General features: G+C 60.5%; 26 protein-coding genes and 1 tRNA gene. 26 read left to right on the plus strand and 1 reads right to left on the minus strand.

Going from position 1 to position 18,760, the window contains the following annotated elements:
• The first annotated feature begins 1 nt into the window (after window position 1).
• The 25 genes from BM144_RS10830 to BM144_RS10950 all read left to right on the plus strand — a co-directional run bounded on the left by BM144_RS10830 (window position 2) and on the right by BM144_RS10950 (window position 17,315).
• Window positions 2-1,078, plus strand: a complete 1,077-nt coding sequence (locus BM144_RS10830; protein ID WP_092952061.1) for an ABC transporter ATP-binding protein — start codon at window positions 2-4, stop codon at window positions 1,076-1,078.
• Window positions 1,075-1,971 carry a carbohydrate ABC transporter permease gene (locus BM144_RS10835; protein WP_092952063.1) on the plus strand — a complete coding sequence of 299 codons (897 nt, stop codon included), beginning with the start codon at window positions 1,075-1,077 and terminating at the stop codon, window positions 1,969-1,971. Before BM144_RS10830 ends, BM144_RS10835 begins: the two co-directional genes overlap by 4 nt.
• On the plus strand, window positions 1,964-2,776 hold the full coding sequence (locus tag BM144_RS10840; protein WP_092952065.1) for a carbohydrate ABC transporter permease: 813 nt from the start codon (window positions 1,964-1,966) through the stop codon (window positions 2,774-2,776). The genes BM144_RS10835 and BM144_RS10840 overlap by 8 nt, the downstream gene beginning before the upstream one ends.
• Before the next feature lie 144 nt (window positions 2,777-2,920).
• Window positions 2,921-3,229, plus strand: coding sequence for a DUF2160 domain-containing protein (locus tag BM144_RS10845; RefSeq protein ID WP_092952067.1), 309 nt, complete (start codon window positions 2,921-2,923; stop codon window positions 3,227-3,229).
• 102 nt (window positions 3,230-3,331) lie between these two features.
• Entirely contained in the window at window positions 3,332-5,065 is a 1,734-nt protein-coding gene (locus tag BM144_RS10850) for an ABC transporter substrate-binding protein (RefSeq protein ID WP_092952069.1), read from the plus strand.
• Window positions 5,066-5,211: 146 nt separating this feature from the next.
• Window positions 5,212-6,807: a glycerol-3-phosphate dehydrogenase/oxidase gene (locus BM144_RS10855; protein WP_092952071.1), complete on the plus strand. Its 1,596-nt coding sequence runs from the start codon at window positions 5,212-5,214 to the stop codon at window positions 6,805-6,807.
• A gap of 189 nt (window positions 6,808-6,996) precedes the next feature.
• On the plus strand, window positions 6,997-7,365 hold the full coding sequence (gene rplN / locus BM144_RS10860) for a 50S ribosomal protein L14 (RefSeq protein ID WP_092952073.1): 369 nt from the start codon (window positions 6,997-6,999) through the stop codon (window positions 7,363-7,365).
• A 9-nt stretch (window positions 7,366-7,374) separates the two neighbouring features.
• Window positions 7,375-7,695, plus strand: coding sequence for a 50S ribosomal protein L24 (gene rplX / locus BM144_RS10865; protein ID WP_092952075.1), 321 nt, complete (start codon window positions 7,375-7,377; stop codon window positions 7,693-7,695).
• 9 nt (window positions 7,696-7,704) lie between these two features.
• Entirely contained in the window at window positions 7,705-8,244 is a 540-nt protein-coding gene (gene rplE, locus BM144_RS10870; RefSeq protein ID WP_092952077.1) for a 50S ribosomal protein L5, read from the plus strand.
• A gap of 8 nt (window positions 8,245-8,252) precedes the next feature.
• Complete coding sequence (gene rpsN / locus BM144_RS10875) at window positions 8,253-8,558, plus strand: 30S ribosomal protein S14 (RefSeq protein ID WP_013593072.1); 306 nt, start codon at window positions 8,253-8,255, stop codon at window positions 8,556-8,558.
• A gap of 20 nt (window positions 8,559-8,578) precedes the next feature.
• A complete protein-coding gene (gene rpsH, locus BM144_RS10880; RefSeq protein WP_092952079.1) occupies window positions 8,579-8,974 on the plus strand; it encodes a 30S ribosomal protein S8 in 396 nt (131 codons plus the stop codon).
• 23 nt (window positions 8,975-8,997) lie between these two features.
• Window positions 8,998-9,531, plus strand: coding sequence for a 50S ribosomal protein L6 (gene rplF, locus BM144_RS10885; RefSeq protein ID WP_092952081.1), 534 nt, complete (start codon window positions 8,998-9,000; stop codon window positions 9,529-9,531).
• Window positions 9,532-9,542: 11 nt separating this feature from the next.
• On the plus strand, window positions 9,543-9,908 hold the full coding sequence (gene rplR / locus BM144_RS10890) for a 50S ribosomal protein L18 (RefSeq protein WP_092952083.1): 366 nt from the start codon (window positions 9,543-9,545) through the stop codon (window positions 9,906-9,908).
• A gap of 17 nt (window positions 9,909-9,925) precedes the next feature.
• On the plus strand, window positions 9,926-10,447 hold the full coding sequence (rpsE, locus tag BM144_RS10895) for a 30S ribosomal protein S5 (protein ID WP_092952085.1): 522 nt from the start codon (window positions 9,926-9,928) through the stop codon (window positions 10,445-10,447).
• A 13-nt stretch (window positions 10,448-10,460) separates the two neighbouring features.
• On the plus strand, window positions 10,461-10,643 hold the full coding sequence (rpmD, locus tag BM144_RS10900; protein WP_092952087.1) for a 50S ribosomal protein L30: 183 nt from the start codon (window positions 10,461-10,463) through the stop codon (window positions 10,641-10,643).
• A 10-nt stretch (window positions 10,644-10,653) separates the two neighbouring features.
• Window positions 10,654-11,085, plus strand: coding sequence for a 50S ribosomal protein L15 (gene rplO / locus BM144_RS10905; RefSeq protein WP_092952498.1), 432 nt, complete (start codon window positions 10,654-10,656; stop codon window positions 11,083-11,085).
• A 26-nt stretch (window positions 11,086-11,111) separates the two neighbouring features.
• Complete coding sequence (secY, locus tag BM144_RS10910) at window positions 11,112-12,431, plus strand: preprotein translocase subunit SecY (RefSeq protein ID WP_092952089.1); 1,320 nt, start codon at window positions 11,112-11,114, stop codon at window positions 12,429-12,431.
• 142 nt (window positions 12,432-12,573) lie between these two features.
• Window positions 12,574-12,687 carry a 50S ribosomal protein L36 gene (gene rpmJ, locus BM144_RS10915; protein WP_011793797.1) on the plus strand — a complete coding sequence of 38 codons (114 nt, stop codon included), beginning with the start codon at window positions 12,574-12,576 and terminating at the stop codon, window positions 12,685-12,687.
• 21 nt (window positions 12,688-12,708) lie between these two features.
• Complete coding sequence (gene rpsM / locus BM144_RS10920) at window positions 12,709-13,074, plus strand: 30S ribosomal protein S13 (protein WP_092952091.1); 366 nt, start codon at window positions 12,709-12,711, stop codon at window positions 13,072-13,074.
• 18 nt (window positions 13,075-13,092) lie between these two features.
• A complete protein-coding gene (gene rpsK, locus BM144_RS10925; RefSeq protein ID WP_092952093.1) occupies window positions 13,093-13,497 on the plus strand; it encodes a 30S ribosomal protein S11 in 405 nt (134 codons plus the stop codon).
• Between the two features lie 100 nt (window positions 13,498-13,597).
• Window positions 13,598-14,221, plus strand: a complete 624-nt coding sequence (rpsD, locus tag BM144_RS10930; RefSeq protein WP_092952095.1) for a 30S ribosomal protein S4 — start codon at window positions 13,598-13,600, stop codon at window positions 14,219-14,221.
• 111 nt (window positions 14,222-14,332) lie between these two features.
• A complete protein-coding gene (locus BM144_RS10935; protein ID WP_092952097.1) occupies window positions 14,333-15,325 on the plus strand; it encodes a DNA-directed RNA polymerase subunit alpha in 993 nt (330 codons plus the stop codon).
• Window positions 15,326-15,430: 105 nt separating this feature from the next.
• Complete coding sequence (rplQ, locus tag BM144_RS10940; protein WP_092952099.1) at window positions 15,431-15,835, plus strand: 50S ribosomal protein L17; 405 nt, start codon at window positions 15,431-15,433, stop codon at window positions 15,833-15,835.
• 18 nt (window positions 15,836-15,853) lie between these two features.
• Window positions 15,854-15,930: transfer RNA gene (locus BM144_RS10945), tRNA-Met, on the plus strand.
• Between the two features lie 134 nt (window positions 15,931-16,064).
• Window positions 16,065-17,315 (plus strand): Hsp70 family protein, encoded by a 1,251-nt coding sequence (locus BM144_RS10950; RefSeq protein ID WP_092952101.1) that lies wholly within the window; start codon window positions 16,065-16,067, stop codon window positions 17,313-17,315.
• A gap of 79 nt (window positions 17,316-17,394) precedes the next feature.
• On the opposite strand, the gene rsmI is transcribed toward BM144_RS10950, so the two are convergent.
• Window positions 17,395-18,351, minus strand: coding sequence for a 16S rRNA (cytidine(1402)-2'-O)-methyltransferase (gene rsmI / locus BM144_RS10955; RefSeq protein WP_092952103.1), 957 nt, complete (start codon window positions 18,349-18,351; stop codon window positions 17,395-17,397).
• Between rsmI and BM144_RS10960 the strand changes: the two genes are divergently transcribed.
• Window positions 18,351-18,755, plus strand: a complete 405-nt coding sequence (locus BM144_RS10960) for a YraN family protein (protein ID WP_092952105.1) — start codon at window positions 18,351-18,353, stop codon at window positions 18,753-18,755. The two genes, rsmI and BM144_RS10960, sit on opposite strands and share 1 nt — an antisense overlap.
• The last annotated feature ends 5 nt before the right edge of the window (window positions 18,756-18,760 follow it).

The following is an 18,760-nucleotide window of genomic DNA, read 5'->3' on the forward strand; positions in this document are numbered from 1 at the left end:
CATGGCCCGCATCCAGCTCGAACTGGCGCATTCGTACAAGCCGAATCCGCAGCAGGACAGCGATTACGCGCTGCTGCCGCTGTCGATGGAATTCCGCGACGGCGGCGCCTATGCGCTGCTCGGCCCCTCGGGCTGCGGCAAGACCACGCTGCTCAACATCATCTCGGGGCTGCTCGTGCCCTCGCAGGGCCGCGTGCTCTTCGACGGCCGCGACGTCACCCGCGCGAGCCCGCAGGAGCGCAACATCGCGCAGGTGTTCCAGTTCCCGGTCATCTACGACACCATGACGGTGGCCGAGAACCTGGCCTTCCCGCTCAAGAACCGCAAGGTGCCCGAGGCCCAGATCCGGCAGCGCGTGGGCCAGATCGCGGAGATGCTGGAGATGAGCCACCAGCTCGACATGCGCGCCGCGGGCCTGTCGGCCGACCAGAAGCAGAAGATCTCGCTGGGCCGGGGGCTCGTGCGCTCGGATGTCTCGGCCGTGCTGTTCGACGAGCCGCTCACCGTGATCGATCCGCACCTCAAGTGGCAGCTGCGGCGCAAGCTCAAGCAGATCCACCACGAACTGAAGCTCACGCTCATCTACGTCACCCATGACCAGGTGGAAGCCCTCACCTTCGCCGAAGAGGTGGTGGTGATGACGCGCGGCCGCGCCGTGCAGGTGGGCACGGCGGACGCGCTCTTCGAGCGGCCGCAGCACGTGTTCGTGGGCCACTTCATCGGATCGCCCGGCATGAACTTCCTGCCCGCGCAGTTAGAAGGTGGCGGCCTGCGCATCGGCGGCCAGCCACTGCCCAGGCCCCCGGGCCTGGCGCTGCCCGACGGTGCCTTGCAGCTGGGCGTGCGGCCCGAATACCTCGCGGTGTCGGGCAACGGTGCGGCCGGCGCCCTGCCGTGCCGCGTGGAGAAGGTGCAGGACATCGGCACCTACCAGCTGCTGACCGCCCGCCTGGGCGATCAGGTGCTCAAGGCCCGTGTCTCCCCGGCCGAGGCGCTCCCGCCCGCCGGCGGCACCGTCTGGCTCCAGGTGCTGGGCCCCCACACCTGCTTCTATCGGAACGAGGAGCTGCTGCCATGAGCGCCACGACCAAGCCCGTGAACCAGAAAGCCTGGTTCCTCATCCTGCCCGTGATCCTCTGCGTGGCCTTCTCGGCCATCCTGCCGCTCATGACGGTGGTGAACTATTCGGTGCAGGACATCATCTCGCCCGAGCGGCGCGTCTTCGTGGGCACCGAATGGTTCGCCCAGGTCATGCGCGACGAAGAGCTGCACGGCGCCCTGCTGCGGCAGCTCGGCTTCTCGCTGGCCGTGCTGGCGGTGGAAATCCCGCTGGGCATCTGCCTGGCGCTCTCCATGCCGGCGCAGGGGTGGAAGTCCTCCGCGGTGCTGGTCACCGTGGCGCTGTCCCTGCTGATCCCGTGGAACGTCGTGGGCACCATCTGGCAGATCTACGGGCGCGCGGACATCGGCCTGCTGGGCGCGGCGCTGCAGTACGCGGGCATCGACTACAGCTACACCGGCAACGCCACGCACGCCTGGCTCACGGTGCTCGCGATGGACGTGTGGCACTGGACGCCGCTGGTCGCCCTGCTGTGCTTCGCCGGGCTGCGGTCGATCCCCGATGCCTACTACCAGGCCGCGCGCATCGACGGTGCGAGCAAGTGGGCGGTGTTCCGCTACATCCAGCTGCCCAAGATGCGCGGCGTGCTGATGATCGCGGTGCTGTTGCGCTTCATGGACAGCTTCATGATCTACACCGAGCCGTTCGTGCTCACCGGCGGCGGGCCGGGCAATGCCACCACCTTCCTCAGCCAGTACCTCACGCAGAAGGCCGTGGGCCAGTTCGACCTCGGGCCGGCGGCCGCCTTCTCGCTGATCTACTTCCTCATCATCCTGCTGCTGTGCTTCATCCTCTACAACTGGATGCAGCGCGTGGGCACCGACACCGCCCCGGAGGACGGCCATGCATGAGAACCGCTTCCGCAAACGCAACCTGTTCCTGATCGCCTACCTGGTCTTCGCGCTCCTGCCCATCTACTGGATGGTGAACATGAGCTTCAAGACGAACGCGGAGATCCTGTCCACCTTCTCGTTCGTTCCGCAGCATTTCACCTGGGACAACTACAAGACCATCTTCACGGACGAATCCTGGTATTCGGGCTACATCAACAGCCTGATCTACGTGGCCATCAACACGGTGATCTCGATCACCGTGGCGCTGCCGGCGGCCTATGCCTTCTCGCGCTACCAGTTCCTGGGCGACAAGCACATCTTCTTCTGGCTGCTGACCAACCGCATGACGCCGCCCGCGGTGTTCCTGCTGCCCTTCTTCCAGCTCTACACCACCGTGGGGCTGATGGATACGCACATCGCGGTGGCGCTCGCGCACCTGCTCTTCAACGTGCCGCTAGCGGTCTGGATCCTCGAAGGCTTCATGAGCGGCATTCCGCGCGAGATCGATGAGACGGCCTACATCGACGGCTACAGCTTTCCGCGGTTCTTCCTCACGATCTTCCTGCCGCTCATCAAGGCCGGCGTGGGCGTGGCGGCGTTCTTCTGCTTCATGTTCAGCTGGGTCGAGCTGCTGCTGGCGCGCACGCTCACCAGCGTGAACGCCAAGCCCATCGTGGCCACCATGACGCGCACCGTGAGCGCATCGGGCATGGACTGGGCCACGCTGGCCGCGGCGGGCGTGCTGACCATCGTGCCCGGCGCCATCGTGATCTGGTTCGTGCGCCACTACATCGCCAAAGGCTTCGCGATGGGGAGAGTATGAGACACCCCCTGCGCGGCTTCGAGGCCGCCTCCCGCTCTCGCCGTGCTGCGCATGTTGGGCCGGGGGGGGCGACGCCGCACCGATTGCCAGGGGTGCGTGCCTGCGCACCCGTGTCGCTTCAAATTCTGCTGAAAGGCTCCGAACATGTTTGAGTGGATGGCCTGGACCACCCCGGTGGCGGTATTTTTCATCTGCATCGTGCTCATGCTCGCGGGCATGACCGTGTGGGAGATCAAGTCCCCCACCACGCTGCGCAAGGGCTTCCTGCCCATCGCCACCACGCGCGGCGACCGGCTCTTCATCGGGCTGCTGACGGCGGCCTACATCAACCTCACCTTCGTCGGCCTGTCCGGGCGCATCACCGAGTGGATGAAGCTGGAGCAGGAGCCGACCGTGTGGATCAGCTTCGTGCTTTCGATGCTCGTGCTCGGGCTTGTCCTGCGCAAGGGCTGAGGCGGCGGATTGTGTTTCGTTGGCCGAGCGGTCCCCCGATCCCCGGGGCCGGCGGCCGGTTGCAAATGACAGCAGGGGACACCACCAAATGAGGAGACAGTCATGAAGATGCGTTTGACCGCCCTGGCGTTCGCTGCCACGGCCCTGATGATCGGCCAGGCGGCATGGGCCGGCGAGGCGGAGGCCAAGAAGTGGGTCGACACCGAGTTCCAGCCCTCCACGCTGGGCAAGGACCAGCAGATGGCCGAGATGAAGTGGTTCATCGAGGCGGCCAAGAAGCTGCAGGCCAAGGGTGTGAAGGAAATCTCGGTGGTCTCCGAAACACTCACCACGCACGAGTACGAGTCCAAGACCCTGGCCAAGGCCTTTGCCGAGATCACCGGCATCACGGTCAAGCACGACCTCATCCAGGAAGGCGACGTCGTCGAGAAGCTGCAGACCTCGATGCAGTCCGGCAAGTCGATCTACGACGGCTGGATCAGCGATTCGGACCTGATCGGCACGCACTACCGCTACGGCAAGATGATGAACCTCACCGACTACATGGCCGGTGCGGGCAAGGAATTCACGAACCCGGGCCTGGACCTGAAGGACTTCATCGGCACGAAGTTCACCACGGCGCCCGACGGAAAGCTCTACCAGCTCCCGGACCAGCAGTTCGCCAACCTGTACTGGTTCCGTGCCGACCTGTTCGAGCGCAAGGACTTGAAGGACAAGTTCAAGGCCAAATACGGCTACGAACTCGGCGTGCCGCTCAACTGGAGCGCGTATGAGGACATCGCGGAGTTCTTCTCCAACGACGTCAAGACCATCGACGGCAAGCCCATCTACGGCCACATGGACTACGGCAAGAAGGACCCCTCGCTGGGCTGGCGCTTCACCGACGCCTGGTTGTCGATGGCCGGTTCCGCCGACATCGGCACGCCGAACGGCCTGCCGATCGACGAATGGGGCATCCGCGTCGCCGACGACAAGTGCACTCCGGTAGGCGCATCGGTCTCCCGTGGCGGCGCCACCAACTCGCCCGCTGCCGTCTACGCCCTCACGAAATACGTGGACTGGATGAAGAAGTACGCGCCCAAGGAAGCCCTGGGCATGACCTTCACCGAGTCCGGTCCCGTGCCGGCGCAGGGCCAGATCGCGCAACAGGTGTTCTGGTACACGGCGTTCACCGCAGACATGATCAAACCCGGCCTGCCCGTGGTCAACGCCGATGGCACCCCCAAGTGGCGCATGGCTCCCGGCCCCAACGGTCCTTACTGGAAGCCCGGCATGCAGAACGGCTACCAGGACGTGGGCTCCTGGTCGTTCTTCAGCGGACATGACGCCAACCGGACGGCGGCCGCCTGGCTGTACGCCCAGTTCGTCACGGCTAAGAGCGTGTCGCTCAAGAAAACCGTCGTGGGCCTGACCCCGATCCGCGAAAGCGATATCCAGTCCAAGGCCATGACCGACCTCGCCCCCAAGCTGGGTGGGCTCGTCGAGTTCTACCGCAGCCCCGCACGCGTGGCGTGGTCGCCCACCGGCACGAACGTGCCCGACTATCCAAAGCTGGCACAGCTGTGGTGGAAGAACGTGGCCCAGGCGGTCACGGGCGAGAAGACGCCGCAGGGCGCCATGGACACGCTGGCCGACGAAATGGACCAGGTGATGGCACGCCTGGAGCGCGCCGGCATGGCCCGCTGCGCGCCCAAGCTCAACCCCAAGGGCGATCCGAACAAGTGGCTGAGCGACCAGCACGCCCCCTGGAAGAAGCTGGCCAACGAAAAGCCGAAGGGCGAAACCATCGCCTATGACCGCCTGCTGCAGGCCTGGAAGGATGGCAAGGTGCGCTGACCGTCAGCGGCCCTCGGGCCGCTGCTGACCCCGACGGTTTCCCGCCCGGCCCTGTTCAAAAGGGATGGAGCGGGAAACCTGCTTTTGTAGGGAGATCCTGGGGTAAACCCTAGGGTATTCCTCCGTTGGATGGACAATTCACACCCATGACCACTTCCCCCCAAGTGCCCCTGCCTACCGTGCGTGCCCAACTCCTGGTGCGGCTTGCCGAGCCCCGGCACTACGACCTGGCAGTCATCGGCGGCGGTGCGACGGGGCTGGGCGTGGCCCTCGATGCCGCCGCCCGCGGTTTCAGCGTCGTGCTGGTGGAGTCGCACGACTTCGCCAAAGGAACGTCCTCGCGTGCCACCAAGCTGGTGCACGGCGGAGTCCGCTATCTGGCCCAGGGCAACATATCGCTCGTGCGCGAAGCCTTGCACGAACGGACCACGCTGCTCGGCAATGCGCCCCACCTGGCCCAGCCGCTGCCCTTCGTCATGCCGTCCTACCACCACTGGGAAACGCCGTTCTACGGCCTGGGCCTGAAGGCCTATGACCTGCTGGCGGGCAAGGCCGGGCTGGGGGCCACCGAATTCCTCGGGCGTGACGGCACGCTCCGCTTGCTTCCTACGGTGCGCCGCGAAGGCCTCAAGGGAGGTGTCAAATACTGGGACGGACAGTTCGACGACGCCCGGCTGGCGCTGGCCCTGGCTCGCACGGCCGCGCTCCGGGGGGCGTTGCTGGTCAACTACTGCCCCGCCCGTGAGCTCATCCACGACCAGGGCAAGGTGGCTGGTTTCACCTGCGAGGACGCAGAGACGGGTGCGCGTTACACCGTCCGTGCGCGCTGCGTCGTCAACGCCACCGGCGTGTGGGTCGATGGCTTGCGGCAACAGGATGCCGAGGCGCTCGGCCGCCCGGCCCGGCCCATCGTCGCACCCAGCCAGGGCGTCCACATGGTGGTGGACCGCGAGTTCCTGCCTTCCGATCACGCCTTGATGGTGCCCAAGACGGCCGATGGCCGGGTTCTCTTTGCCGTGCCGTGGCTGGGCAAGATCATCCTGGGCACCACCGACAGCCCTCGGCGGGATCTGGAGCGCGAGCCTTTGCCGTTCAAGGAAGAGGCGGCATTCATCCTGAAAGAGTCGGCCCGCTACCTGACGCGCGCGCCGGCGGTTGCCGACGTGCGCAGCATCTGGGTGGGCCTTCGTCCCCTGGTACGCCCCCCGGATGACGAAGGCGGCAACACCAAAAGCATCAGCCGTGAGCACACCGTGCTGGCCAGCGCCAGCGGCCTGGTGACCGTGACGGGTGGCAAATGGACCACTTATCGGGCCATGGCGGAAGATGTGTTGCAAAAATGCTTCTCCACCGGTCTGCTGGCGGAGCGCCCCGCGGGTGTGACGCAGCGCCTGGCCGTCGTGGGGGCTCCGAGCGGTCCTGTACCGCATGGGATGGACGAGGCCCAGGGGCCGCATTCCTACGGCAGCGAGTCGGAACTGCTGGACGCTCTGCCCGGAGCGCAGCGGTGGCTGGCTCCGGGACTGTCGGAGGCGATGGTCCGCTTTGCGGCACGCCACGAATATGCCCGTACGGTGGAAGACATGCTGGCCCGCCGCAGCCGACTGCTGTTTCTGGACGCCAGGCTGGCCCGCAGCCTGGCTCCAGCGGTCGCCGGGATCCTGCAGGAAGAGCTGGGGATCGACCCGCAGCTCACCAACTTCGAGGCTTTGGCGGCGCAATACCTCTCCATACCTCAATAAGTATTGACTCCCTCGCTCTTTTTTGAAAGAATCGAGGGCTTCGCGTTTCTCTACGCGGATTTCTGCCCAGCGGGAAGCGGTGCAAATGGTTTGCACTGCGGACGACGGGCCCAAGACTGACTGGCTGATGCGCGGCCCTGAGAGGTTTTCAGGGCCGTTGATCTTCTGGTGCAAGTTGGGAATATTGAAATGATCCAGACAGAAACTCGGTTAGACGTTGCCGACAATACCGGCGCGAAGTCCGTCCTGTGCATCAAGGTGCTGGGTGGTTCCAAGCGTCGCTATGCCAGCGTGGGCGACATCATCAAGGTGAGCATCAAGGAAGCTGCTCCGCGCGGCCGCGTCAAGAAGGGCGAGGTCTACAGCGCAGTGGTGGTTCGTACCGCCAAGGGCATCCGCCGCGGTGATGGCTCGCTCGTCAAATTCGATGGCAACGCAGCAGTGTTGCTCAATGCAAAGCTGGAGCCCATCGGCACCCGCATCTTCGGCCCCGTGACGCGTGAACTGCGTACGGAGCGCTTCATGAAGATCGTGTCCCTGGCTCCTGAAGTTCTCTGAGGACGCGCCATGAACAAGATTCGCAAGGGCGACGAAGTGATCGTGCTTACCGGGCGCGACAAAGGCAAGCGCGGCACGGTGTCGCTGCGCAAGGATGACTCTTTCCTGGTCATCGACGGCATCAATTTGGTCAAGAAGCACGTGAAGCCTAACCCCATGAAGGGTACGACCGGCGGCATCGTGGAAAAGGCAATGCCGATTCACCAGTCCAATGTGGCCATCTTCAATGTCGCCACCGGCAAGGCCGATCGGGTGGGCGTCAAGGTGCAGGCGGATGGTTCGCGCGTTCGCGTGTTCAAGTCCAGCGGCGCTGAAATCAAGGCGGCCTAAGGAGTCAACATGGCACGACTGCAACAACACTACCGCGAAAAAATCGTTCCCGAACTCACCAAGCAGTTCGGCTACAGCTCGCCCATGGAAGTTCCGCGCCTCACGAAGATCACCCTGAACATGGGCGTGAGTGAAGCGGTTTCCGACAAGAAGGTCATGGACAACGCTGTTGCCGACCTGACCAAGATTGCCGGCCAGAAGCCTGTGGTCACCAAGGCGAAGAAAGCCATTGCGGGCTTCAAGATCCGCGAAGGCCAGGCCATCGGCTGCATGGTCACGCTGCGTGGCGTCCAGATGTATGAATTTCTGGACCGTTTCGTGACGGTCGCTCTGCCGCGTGTACGCGACTTCCGTGGTATCTCTGGCCGTGCTTTCGACGGTCGGGGCAACTACAACATCGGCGTCAAAGAACAGATCATCTTCCCCGAAATCGAATACGACAAGGTGGATGCACTGCGCGGCCTGAATATCAGCATCACCACGACGGCCAAGTCCGACGAAGAAGCCAAGGCGCTTCTCGCTGGCTTCCGTTTCCCCTTCAAGAACTGAGGCAGCGTATGGCTAAAGTAGCTTTGATCCAGCGCGAACTGAAGCGCGAAAAACTGGCAGCCAAGTACGCCGCTAAATATGCGGAGCTGAAGGCCATTGCCGGTGATGCGAAGCGCAGTGACGAGGAGCGCGAAGCGGCCCGCCTCGGTCTGCAGAAGCTTCCCCGCAATGCCAACCCGACGCGCCAGCGCAATCGCTGCGAAATCACTGGTCGTCCCCGCGGAACATTCCGTCAATTCGGTCTGGCCCGCGCCAAGATCCGTGAACTGGCGTTTGCTGGTGACATCCCGGGTGTCACCAAGGCCAGCTGGTAAGCAGGCAGGAGAGATACAACATGAGCATGAGTGATCCCATCGCTGACTTGCTGACCCGCATTCGCAACGCGCAAATGGTGTCCAAGGCCACTGTGTCCGTGCCGTCTTCCAAAGTGAAGATCGCCATTGTGCAGGTGCTGAAGGACGAGGGTTATATCGACGGCTTCCAAGTGAAGGCCGACGGCAACAAGTCCGAACTCGAAATTTCCCTGAAGTACTACGCAGGCCGTCCGGTGATCGAGCGCATCGAGCGCGTGAGTCGCCCTGGGCTGCGTGTCTACAAGGGCCGTGACTCCATTCCGAACGTCATGAACGGTCTGGGTGTGGCAATCGTTACCACCCCGAAGGGCGTGATGACGGATCGCAAGGCGCGCGCTACCGGTGTCGGCGGCGAAGTGCTTTGCTACGTCGCTTAACGTGGCATTGAGGAGAAACTGAAATGTCCCGCGTAGGAAAAATGCCGGTGGCCATCCCCAATGGGGTGGATGTGTCCATCACTGAAGACCAAATCAGCGTGAAAGGTACGGGCGGCACGCTGTTCGTTGCCCAGAACCGCCTGGTCAAGATCACCAACAAAGACGGCAAGCTCAGCTTCGAGCCTGTCAACGATTCGCGTGAAGCCAATGCCATGAGCGGCACCATCCGCCAGCTCGTGAACAACATGGTGCTGGGCGTGAGCAAGGGTTTCGAGAAGAAGCTGAACCTGATCGGTGTGGGGTACAAGGCCCAGGCCTCGGGCGCCAAGCTGAATCTGAACGTCGGCTACTCCCATCCTGTGAACTTCGACATGCCTGCTGGCATCACCGTGGCCACGCCGTCTCCGACGGAAATCGTGATCAAGGGTGCCGATCGTCAGCGTGTCGGCCAGCTGGCTGCTGAAATCCGTGCTGTTCGTCCTCCTGAGCCCTACAAGGGCAAGGGCATTCGCTATGCGGACGAAAAAGTCACGATCAAAGAGACCAAGAAGAAGTAAGGAGCTGCAACATGTTGACCAAGAAAGAGCAGCGTCTTCGTCGTTCGCGTCAGACGCGCATTCGCATTGCGCAGCAAGGCGTGGTTCGTTTGACGGTGAACCGTACGAACCTCCACATCTACGCCAGCGTCATTTCCGACGACGGCAGCCGCGTGATTGCCAGTGCATCTACCGCAGAAGCCGAAGTCCGCAAGGAATTGGGCGGCTCCGGGAAGGGCGGCAATGCCAATGCAGCCCAGCTGATCGGCAAGCGTATTGCCGAGAAGGCCAAGGCTGCCGGCGTCGAGAAAGTCGCATTCGATCGCGCTGGATTCGCATATCACGGCCGTGTGAAGGCCTTGGCAGAAGCCGCGCGTGAAGCCGGCCTGCAGTTCTAAGCGGAACGGAATTAAAAATGGCGAAATTTCAACCCAAAGTGCAAGACGAAGGTCGTGACGACGGTCTGCGCGAAAAAATGATCGCGGTCAACCGCGTGACCAAAGTCGTGAAGGGTGGCCGTATTCTCGGCTTTGCCGCACTGACGGTGGTCGGTGATGGCGATGGCCGTGTGGGCATGGGCAAGGGCAAATCCAAGGAAGTCCCTGCTGCTGTGCAGAAGGCCATGGAAGAAGCGCGTCGCAACATGGTGAAGGTTTCCCTGAAGAGCGGAACCATTCATCACGGTGTCACTGGACACCATGGTGCAGCAGTCGTGATGATGGCTCCCGCTCCCAAGGGTACCGGCATCATTGCTGGCGGCCCAATGCGTGCCGTGTTCGAAGTGATGGGTATCACCGACATCGTGGCCAAGAGCCATGGCTCGTCGAACCCTTACAACATGGTCCGTGCAACGTTCGACGCATTGACCAATTCCACCACGCCCAGCGAAGTGGCTGCCAAGCGTGGCAAGACGGTCGAAGAACTCTTCACCGCCTGATCGGAGTCGTGCAATGACAACGCAACAAACCATCAAGGTGCAACTGGTGCGCAGCCCCATTGGCACCAAAGAATCCCACCGCGCCACCGTGCGTGGTCTGGGTCTGCGCAAGCTCAACAGTGTCAGTGAACTGAAGGACTCGCCTGAAGTTCGCGGCATGATTAACAAGATCAGTTATCTGGTCAAGGTCCTCTGAGAGGTTGATGATGGAACTCAATAGCATCAAGCCCGCGGAAGGCGCAAAGCATGCCAAGCGCCGGGTCGGCCGTGGTATCGGTTCCGGTCTCGGAAAGACCGCTGGCCGGGGTCACAAAGGTCAAAAGTCTCGTTCGGGCGGTTATCACAAGGTGGGTTTCGAAGGCGGTCAAATGCCTCTGCAACGTCGCCTGCCCAAGCGTGGTTTCAAGTCGCATTTGCTCAAGTTCAACGCTGAAGTGACGCTGAGTGCGTTGCAACAGCTCGATCTTGCAGACGTCGATGTCCTCGCTCTGAAGCGTGCCGGTCTGGTGGGCGAAATGGTCAAGGTGGTCAAGGTCATCAAGAGTGGCGAGATCACCAAAGCCGTGAAGTTGAACGGTGTCGGTGCGACGGCTGGTGCGAAAGCAGCGATCGAAGCAGCCGGCGGCAGCTTGGCCTGATTGCAGACTGAAGAAGGAACGCATCAGTGGCTACTAGTGCAGCGTCAATTGCGAAAACCGGAAAATTCGGCGATCTTCGTCGCCGCCTGGTTTTTCTGCTGCTGGCTTTGATCGTCTATCGCATCGGAGCACACATTCCGGTGCCAGGCATTGATCCTGCCCAGTTGCAGCAGCTGTTCAGTGGTCAGCAGGGCGGAATTCTCAACCTGTTCAATATGTTCTCCGGGGGGGCGCTTTCCCGGTTCACGGTGTTCGCATTGGGGATCATGCCTTACATATCGGCATCGATCATCATGCAGCTGATGACCTACGTGATCCCCACGTTCGAGCAGTTGAAGAAGGAAGGTGAGGCTGGACGGCGGAAGATTACCCAATACACGCGTTACGGAACGCTTGGATTGGCTATTTTCCAATCTCTTGGCATTGCCGTAGCACTGGAGAGCTCTGCGGGACTGGTCTTGAGCCCTGGCTTCGGTTTCCGCCTGACTGCTGTCATCAGCCTCACGGCCGGCACCATGTTTCTGATGTGGTTGGGTGAGCAGATCACTGAACGCGGTTTGGGTAACGGCATTTCCATTTTGATCTTCTCGGGTATCGCCGCTGGCTTGCCGAGTTCGATCGGTGGTTTGCTTGAGCTTGTCCGCACGGGTGCGATGAGCATATTGGCCGCCATCTTCATCGTGATCGTGGTTGCATTGGTGACCTACTTCGTCGTGTTCGTAGAACGCGGCCAACGCAAAATTCTCGTGAATTACGCGCGCCGCCAAGTGGGTAACAAGGTGTATGGCGGACAGTCGTCACATCTGCCACTGAAACTGAACATGGCTGGAGTGATCCCTCCCATTTTTGCTTCGTCAATCATCCTGTTGCCTGCAACCGTGGTGAATTGGTTCAGTGCTGGCGAGCCGATGCGGTGGTTGCGTGACATCTCTGGAGCGTTGACACCTGGTCAACCCATCTATGTGATGTTCTATGCTGCTGCGATCGTGTTCTTCTGCTTCTTTTATACGGCGTTGGTCTTCAACAGCCGTGAAACTGCAGATAACTTGAAGAAAAGCGGTGCGTTCATTCCCGGGATTCGTCCAGGTGAGCAAACTGCCCGTTATATCGACAAGATCTTGGTGCGGCTGACGTTGGCTGGCGCGGTGTACATCACCTTCGTCTGCTTGTTGCCCGAATTCCTGATCCTGAAATACAACGTGCCCTTCTATTTCGGCGGTACGTCACTGTTGATCATTGTCGTTGTGACCATGGACTTTATGGCCCAGGTGCAGAACTACATGATGTCCCAGCAGTACGAGTCGTTGTTGAAAAAGGCCAACTTCAAAGCAACGCCGGGCACCTGAGGTCTGGTGGGTTGGATGCGGATGCGCTATAGTCGCGGGTTCGCCTCCAGATGTGACGGTTAACGATGCCCTTCGAACCATCGCGGGCACGTAAGTGTGTTCCGCGTGGCCGGAACGAATGGAACAGTTTTAGGAGAGTGAAATGAGAGTTTCGGCTTCGGTCAAAAAAATCTGCCGCAACTGCAAGATCATCCGCCGCAAGGGTGTCGTGCGGGTCATCTGCACCGACATGCGCCATAAGCAGCGCCAAGGTTGATTGAAAGTTTAGAGGACGCAAATGGCACGTATCGCTGGCATCAACATTCCGCCGCATCAGCATGCTGAAATTGGCCTGACGGCTATCTATGGCATCGGTCGCACCCGCGCTCGCAAGATCTGCGAAGGCTGTGGCATCGCTTACTCCAAGAAGATCAAGGATCTGACGGATGGCGATCTCGAGAAAATCCGCGACCAGATCGCTCAGTTCACCATTGAAGGGGATCTGCGCCGCGAAACCACGATGAACATCAAGCGTTTGATGGACATCGGCTGCTATCGGGGATTCCGCCATCGTCGCGGTCTGCCGATGCGCGGTCAGCGCACCCGCACCAATGCACGCACTCGGAAGGGTCCGCGCAAGGGTGCTGCAGCGCTCAAAAAATAAGCAGATTGAAAGATCAACATGGCAAAGTCTCCCGTCAATAACGCAGCGCAGCGTGTTCGCAAGAAGGTACGCAAGAACGTCTCCGACGGCATTGCGCACGTGCACGCTTCGTTCAACAACACGATCATCACCATCACCGATCGCCAGGGAAATGCACTTTCCTGGGCATCTTCTGGTGGCCAGGGCTTCAAGGGTTCGCGCAAGTCCACGCCTTTTGCCGCGCAGGTTGCTTCTGAAGTGGCTGGCCGTGCAGCGATTGAGCAAGGCATCAAGAACCTTGACGTTGAAATCAAGGGTCCTGGTCCAGGTCGTGAATCTTCCGTTCGCGCTTTGGGCGCCCTTGGCATTCGGATCACCTCGATTTCTGATGTGACACCAGTGCCACACAACGGCTGCCGCCCTCAAAAGCGTCGTCGCATCTAAGTTTTTTCGTAAGCCCACCGCCACCCAACTGCATGCATCAAGCATGGTGGGTGGCTCCCGCGCTGTGTGGCGCGGTAGATGACATTTCAAGGAAGCTCAAGTGGCACGTTATCTCGGCCCCAAGGCCAAACTCTCCCGCCGTGAAGGTACGGACCTGTTCCTGAAGAGCGCTCGCCGTTCGATTGCGGACAAGGCCAAATTTGACTCCAAGCCGGGTCAGCATGGTCGTACGTCGGGCGCACGTACTTCTGACTATGGTCTGCAGTTGCGTGAAAAGCAAAAGGTCAAGCGCATGTACGGTGTGCTTGAAAAGCAATTCCGCCGTTACTTCGAAACCGCCGATGGCCGCAAGGGCAACACGGGCGCGAATCTGCTGTCCCTGCTCGAGTCTCGCCTGGATAACGTGGTGTATCGCATGGGTTTCGGTTCGACTCGCGCGGAAGCTCGTCAGTTGGTGTCTCACAAGGCCATCACCGTCAACGGTCAGTCTGTCAACATCGCTTCCTACCTGGTGAAGCCTGGTGACATCGTTGCAGTGCGTGAGAAGTCCAAGAAGCAAGCCCGTATCGCAGAGGCCCTTCAACTGGCCCAGCAAGTCGGTATGCCCGCTTGGGTGGAAGTCAATGCCGACAAGGCAGAAGGCACCTTCAAGAAGGTTCCTGATCGCGATGAATTTGGTGCGGACATCAACGAATCCCTGATCGTTGAGTTGTACTCGCGCTAAATCTGATCGTTCACCAATAGCAATTGTTTCCTATACCGCGAGGCATCGCGGTATAGGTGCTTCACCAGCCTTACCGGTGTAACGAGCTGGGGGTATTGAGAGGAAGTCTGAATGCAAACCAATTTGCTGAAACCCAAGACGATCAACGTCGAGCAGCTGGGCCACAATCGCGCAAAAGTAGCGCTGGAGCCCTTCGAGCGTGGCTATGGGCATACGCTTGGCAATGCTATCCGGCGTGTACTGCTGTCGTCCATGGTGGGTTACGCAGCAACGGAAGTCACGATCGCTGGAGTGCTCCATGAGTACTCGTCCATCGATGGTGTTCAAGAGGATGTTGTGAACATTCTTCTGAATCTCAAAGGCGTTGTGTTCAAGCTTCACAATCGCGACGAGGTTACCCTGAGTCTGCGTAAGGATGGTGAAGGAGTCGTCACTGCCCGTGACATCCAGACGCCCCATGATGTCGAGATCGTCAATCCGGATCATGTGATTGCCCATCTGTCGCAAGGCGGCAAGCTGGACATGCAGATCAAGGTGGAGAAGGGCCGTGGTTATGTGCCTGGCAATCTTCGCCGTTATGCGGATGAATCGACGAAATCGATTGGGCGCATCGTTCTGGATGCCTCTTTCTCTCCTGTGAAGCGTGTGAGCTACACCGTGGAGAGCGCTCGCGTCGAGCAGCGTACGGATCTGGACAAGCTCGTTGTCGAGATCGAGACCAATGGTGCAATCACTGCTGAAGATGCAGTGCGCGCGTCGGCCAAGATCTTGGTTGAACAACTGGCTGTTTTCGCACAGCTCGAAGGTGGCGAACTTGCCGCATTCGATGCGCCGGCTGGTCCACGCGGCAGTGCAACGTTTGACCCGATTCTCCTGCGCCCGGTGGATGAGCTGGAACTCACCGTCCGGTCCGCGAACTGCCTCAAGGCAGAGAATATTTACTACATTGGCGACCTGATTCAGCGCACTGAAAACGAGCTGCTGAAGACCCCGAATTTGGGGCGTAAGTCGCTCAACGAGATCAAGGAAGTCCTTGCCTCTCGCGGTCTGACCTTGGGCATGAAGCTTGAGAATTGGCCGCCTGCTGGCTTGGACAAGCGTTAATCGTCGGTTTTCGAACCTGCGATCCATAAGTGGCCCTTTTAAGGGCCAGTGCTTCGGGTAGTACCTGATACGGCTGCCCGATCAAATTATCAAAAGGAAAGCACCATGCGCCACCGTCACGGCCTTCGTAAACTCAATCGCACCAGCTCGCACCGTCTCGCGATGCTGCAAAACATGATGAACTCGTTGATCCAGCACGAGGCCATCAAGACCACGGTTCCCAAGGCAAAGGAACTGCGTCGCGTGATCGAACCCATGATCACCTTGGCAAAGGAAGACTCGCTTGCAAATCGTCGTCTGGCGTTCAACCGCCTGCGTGATCGTGACAGCGTCACCAAGCTTTTCAACGTGCTGGGTCCTCTGTTCAAGACCCGTCCTGGTGGTTACACGCGTATTTTGAAGATGGGCTTCCGCGTGGGCGACAATGCACCCATGGCTTTCGTTGAATTCGTGGATCGTTCGGAAGTTGCAGAAAATGCAGTGGATTCTTCTGCAGCAGCTGCAAAGTAAGTTATAATTTATTCTTGCCGCGCGATGGAGCAGTCTGGTAGCTCGTTGGGCTCATAACCCAAAGGTCGGAGGTTCAAATCCTTCTCGCGCAACCAACACAAGTGTTGATGCACTTTAAAACGCCCACTTTTTAGTGGGCGTTTTTGTTTTTGCTCGGTAATGGCGTTGGCGTGTTTGCAAACGCTGAACTTGCTGCTCTTTCTCTTTTTCCCGTAACGCTCACCTCTCCATGAGTCTTCTGACACTCGGCATCGATTTCGGTACCTCCAATTCCGCAATGGCTGTCAGACAGCTTGGAGGCAAAGCTCAGATGATTCCCGTGGAGGGGGCGTTTCCCACGTTGCCGACAGCCCTGTTCTTCAATGCCGAAGAAGGACGCACGCATGCAGGACGCGAGGCGATCGCGCATTACCTGTCAGGCACGGAAGGACGGCTGATGCGATCGCTGAAAAGCTTGCTGGGAAGCGCTTTGCTCGAAGAGAAAACAGCGGTTCATGGAACTCTGATGAGTTACCAGGAAGTGATTGCCTTGTTTTTCAAGCTGCTGTCCGATCGAGCTCGTGCAGTAGTGGGGAGCGAACCCGCCAGAGTGGTGCTGGGGCGACCCGTCCATTTCGTCGACGGGAATCCTCAGCGCGACGCCATGGCCGAAGATGCCTTGCGCAAGGCCGCAGAAGATGCTGGTTTCCAGGACATAGCGTTTCAGTTGGAGCCAATCGCCGCGGCGCTGGATTACGAGCAACGCGTGGATCGTGAAACCCGGGTACTCGTGGTCGATATCGGCGGCGGGACCTCTGATTTCACGGTGGTCCGGTTGGGGCCGGAGCGTGCCAAGAACGCCGACCGTAGCGCTGACATTCTGGCCACAGCGGGTATCCATCTGGGCGGAACCGATTTCGATCAGCGTTTGAGCCGAGCCCATGTCATGCCTTTGCTGGGGTTGAGACACCATGGGCCATCGGGGCGTGAGGTGCCAAGCCGCGTGTTCTTTGATCTTTCCACATGGCACATGATCCAATGGCTGTACACGCCGAAGTCATTGGCTGAAGCCCGCGAGCTGAGGTCCAACTATCGCGACCCAGGCTTGCATGATCGCCTGATGACTGTTCTTACGGAGCGATGGGGCCACCGTCTGGCGGAAAGCGTGGAGCAGGCAAAGATCGAGGTTTCGAGCCGCAGTGTGCAGGCGCTGTTGGCGTTGGACTGGCTCGAAAAAGATCTTCAGACAAGTGTCAGCCCTGAAGCGCTGGCAGAGGATCTGCAGGCGCCTCTGCAAGACATTGTGCGATGTGCGCGTGGTTGCCTCCTCGAAGCCGACCTGGGTTCGAGGGGCGTGGATGCTTTGTATTTGACGGGTGGATCGTCCGCTTTGAGACCGTTGCGCGAAGTGCTGGCCAGCGAGTTCCCCGGCATTCCCCAGCTTGAAGGGGATCTGTTCGGCGGGGTTGCCGCAGGTCTCGCTTATACGATCCGGCCCTGATCGATCACGGGTGGTGGCGCACACCAAGCTGTTGTTCGCAGACCTGCTGCCGCATTGCCACGGTGCTGGATTCGTCTGATCAGCCGCCGGACTTCGGTTCATTCTTCAGGGCGAGCGCTGCTTCATAGAGTGCATTGCGTGCGGCACCGGTCAGTTCGGCAGCCAAGCGCACAGCCGTTTTCAAGGGCACTTCTGCAGTGAGCAATCGCAGGGTGCGCAGTTCTGTTTCCGTCAGGGAAGCATTCTCTTCAGCCAGTTGAGGGGCCGGGTGAACGACGATCACAAACTCCCCTCGGGAGCGCGAAGCACCGCCTCCCAGCCAGTCAGCCAAGGCATGCGCCGGCATGGTGGCGATTTCTTCGAACTGTTTGCTGATCTCTCTGGCAAGCGTGACCTGCCGGTCTGAAAGTACGCCCAATGCGGCTGCGAGATCCTCGATGCGATGGGGGGCTTCCAGCAATACGGTACATCTCGGCTCCGCTGTCAAAGCTTGCACTGCAGCGTTGCGCTCGGTGGTGCGGGTTGGAAGAAAGCCGGCGAAAACAAAGCCGCCGGCCAATGGCGCGCTGGCGCCAGCGCTTCTGCCCAGTGCGCCTGCCACGCTGATGGCGGCCGTCACACTGCTGGCGCCTGGCAGTGGCAATGCGCGCAAGCCGGCCGCCTGCACTGCCGAGACAAGGCGGGCGCCGGGATCGCTGACCCCTGGGGTGCCCGCGTCACTCACATAGGCCACACGATCACCGCGTTGCAGTCGCTGAACCACGTTGTGTGCGGCTTCTGCTTCGTTGTGCTGATGCACTGCCATCCATTGCTGCGCAGATTTGTCGATGCCGTAAGCCCGAAGGAGGGCCTGGGTATGCCGTGTATCTTCGCAGGCGACCGCATCCGCCAGCTGCAGAACATGCAGTGCGCGCAGCGTGATGTCGGCCAGATTGCCGATCGGCGTTGCCACCACGTACAACGCACCCTGCGGATAATGCTGCGCTGCGGCTGCATCGCGTGCAGCGGACAAGGCGGTTGCGAAAGAGGCGCTCAATGGGAATCCTTGGGAAAAGGCCGGCCAGTACCGGCGCGGCGACACAAACAACGACCCGCGCCGTGGGCATGGTGGCAGAAGATCTCGCCTTGGCGCATCTGCAGGCTGCCGGGCTGAAGCTGTTGGCCCGCAATTATCGAACGCCGGGCCGCGGCGGCGGCGAGATCGATCTGATACTGCGCGACCGGGACGGAACGCTGGTGTTCGTCGAAGTGCGACGGCGCGCCAGCGGCACCTTCGGCGGGGCGGCCGCCAGTATCGGCTCCACCAAGCAGCGGCGCATCGTATTTGCAGCACGGCACTATCTGATGCGCTGGCCTTCGCCGCCTCCCTGCAGGTTCGACGCCGTGCTCATTGATGACAATGGGGCCCAATGGTTGAAAGCGGCATTCGACGCTGAGTAGCAGAC

This window comes from Paracidovorax konjaci, assembly GCF_900112675.1.
In the GTDB taxonomy this organism is placed as follows: Bacteria; Pseudomonadota; Gammaproteobacteria; order Burkholderiales; family Burkholderiaceae_C; genus Paracidovorax; species Paracidovorax konjaci.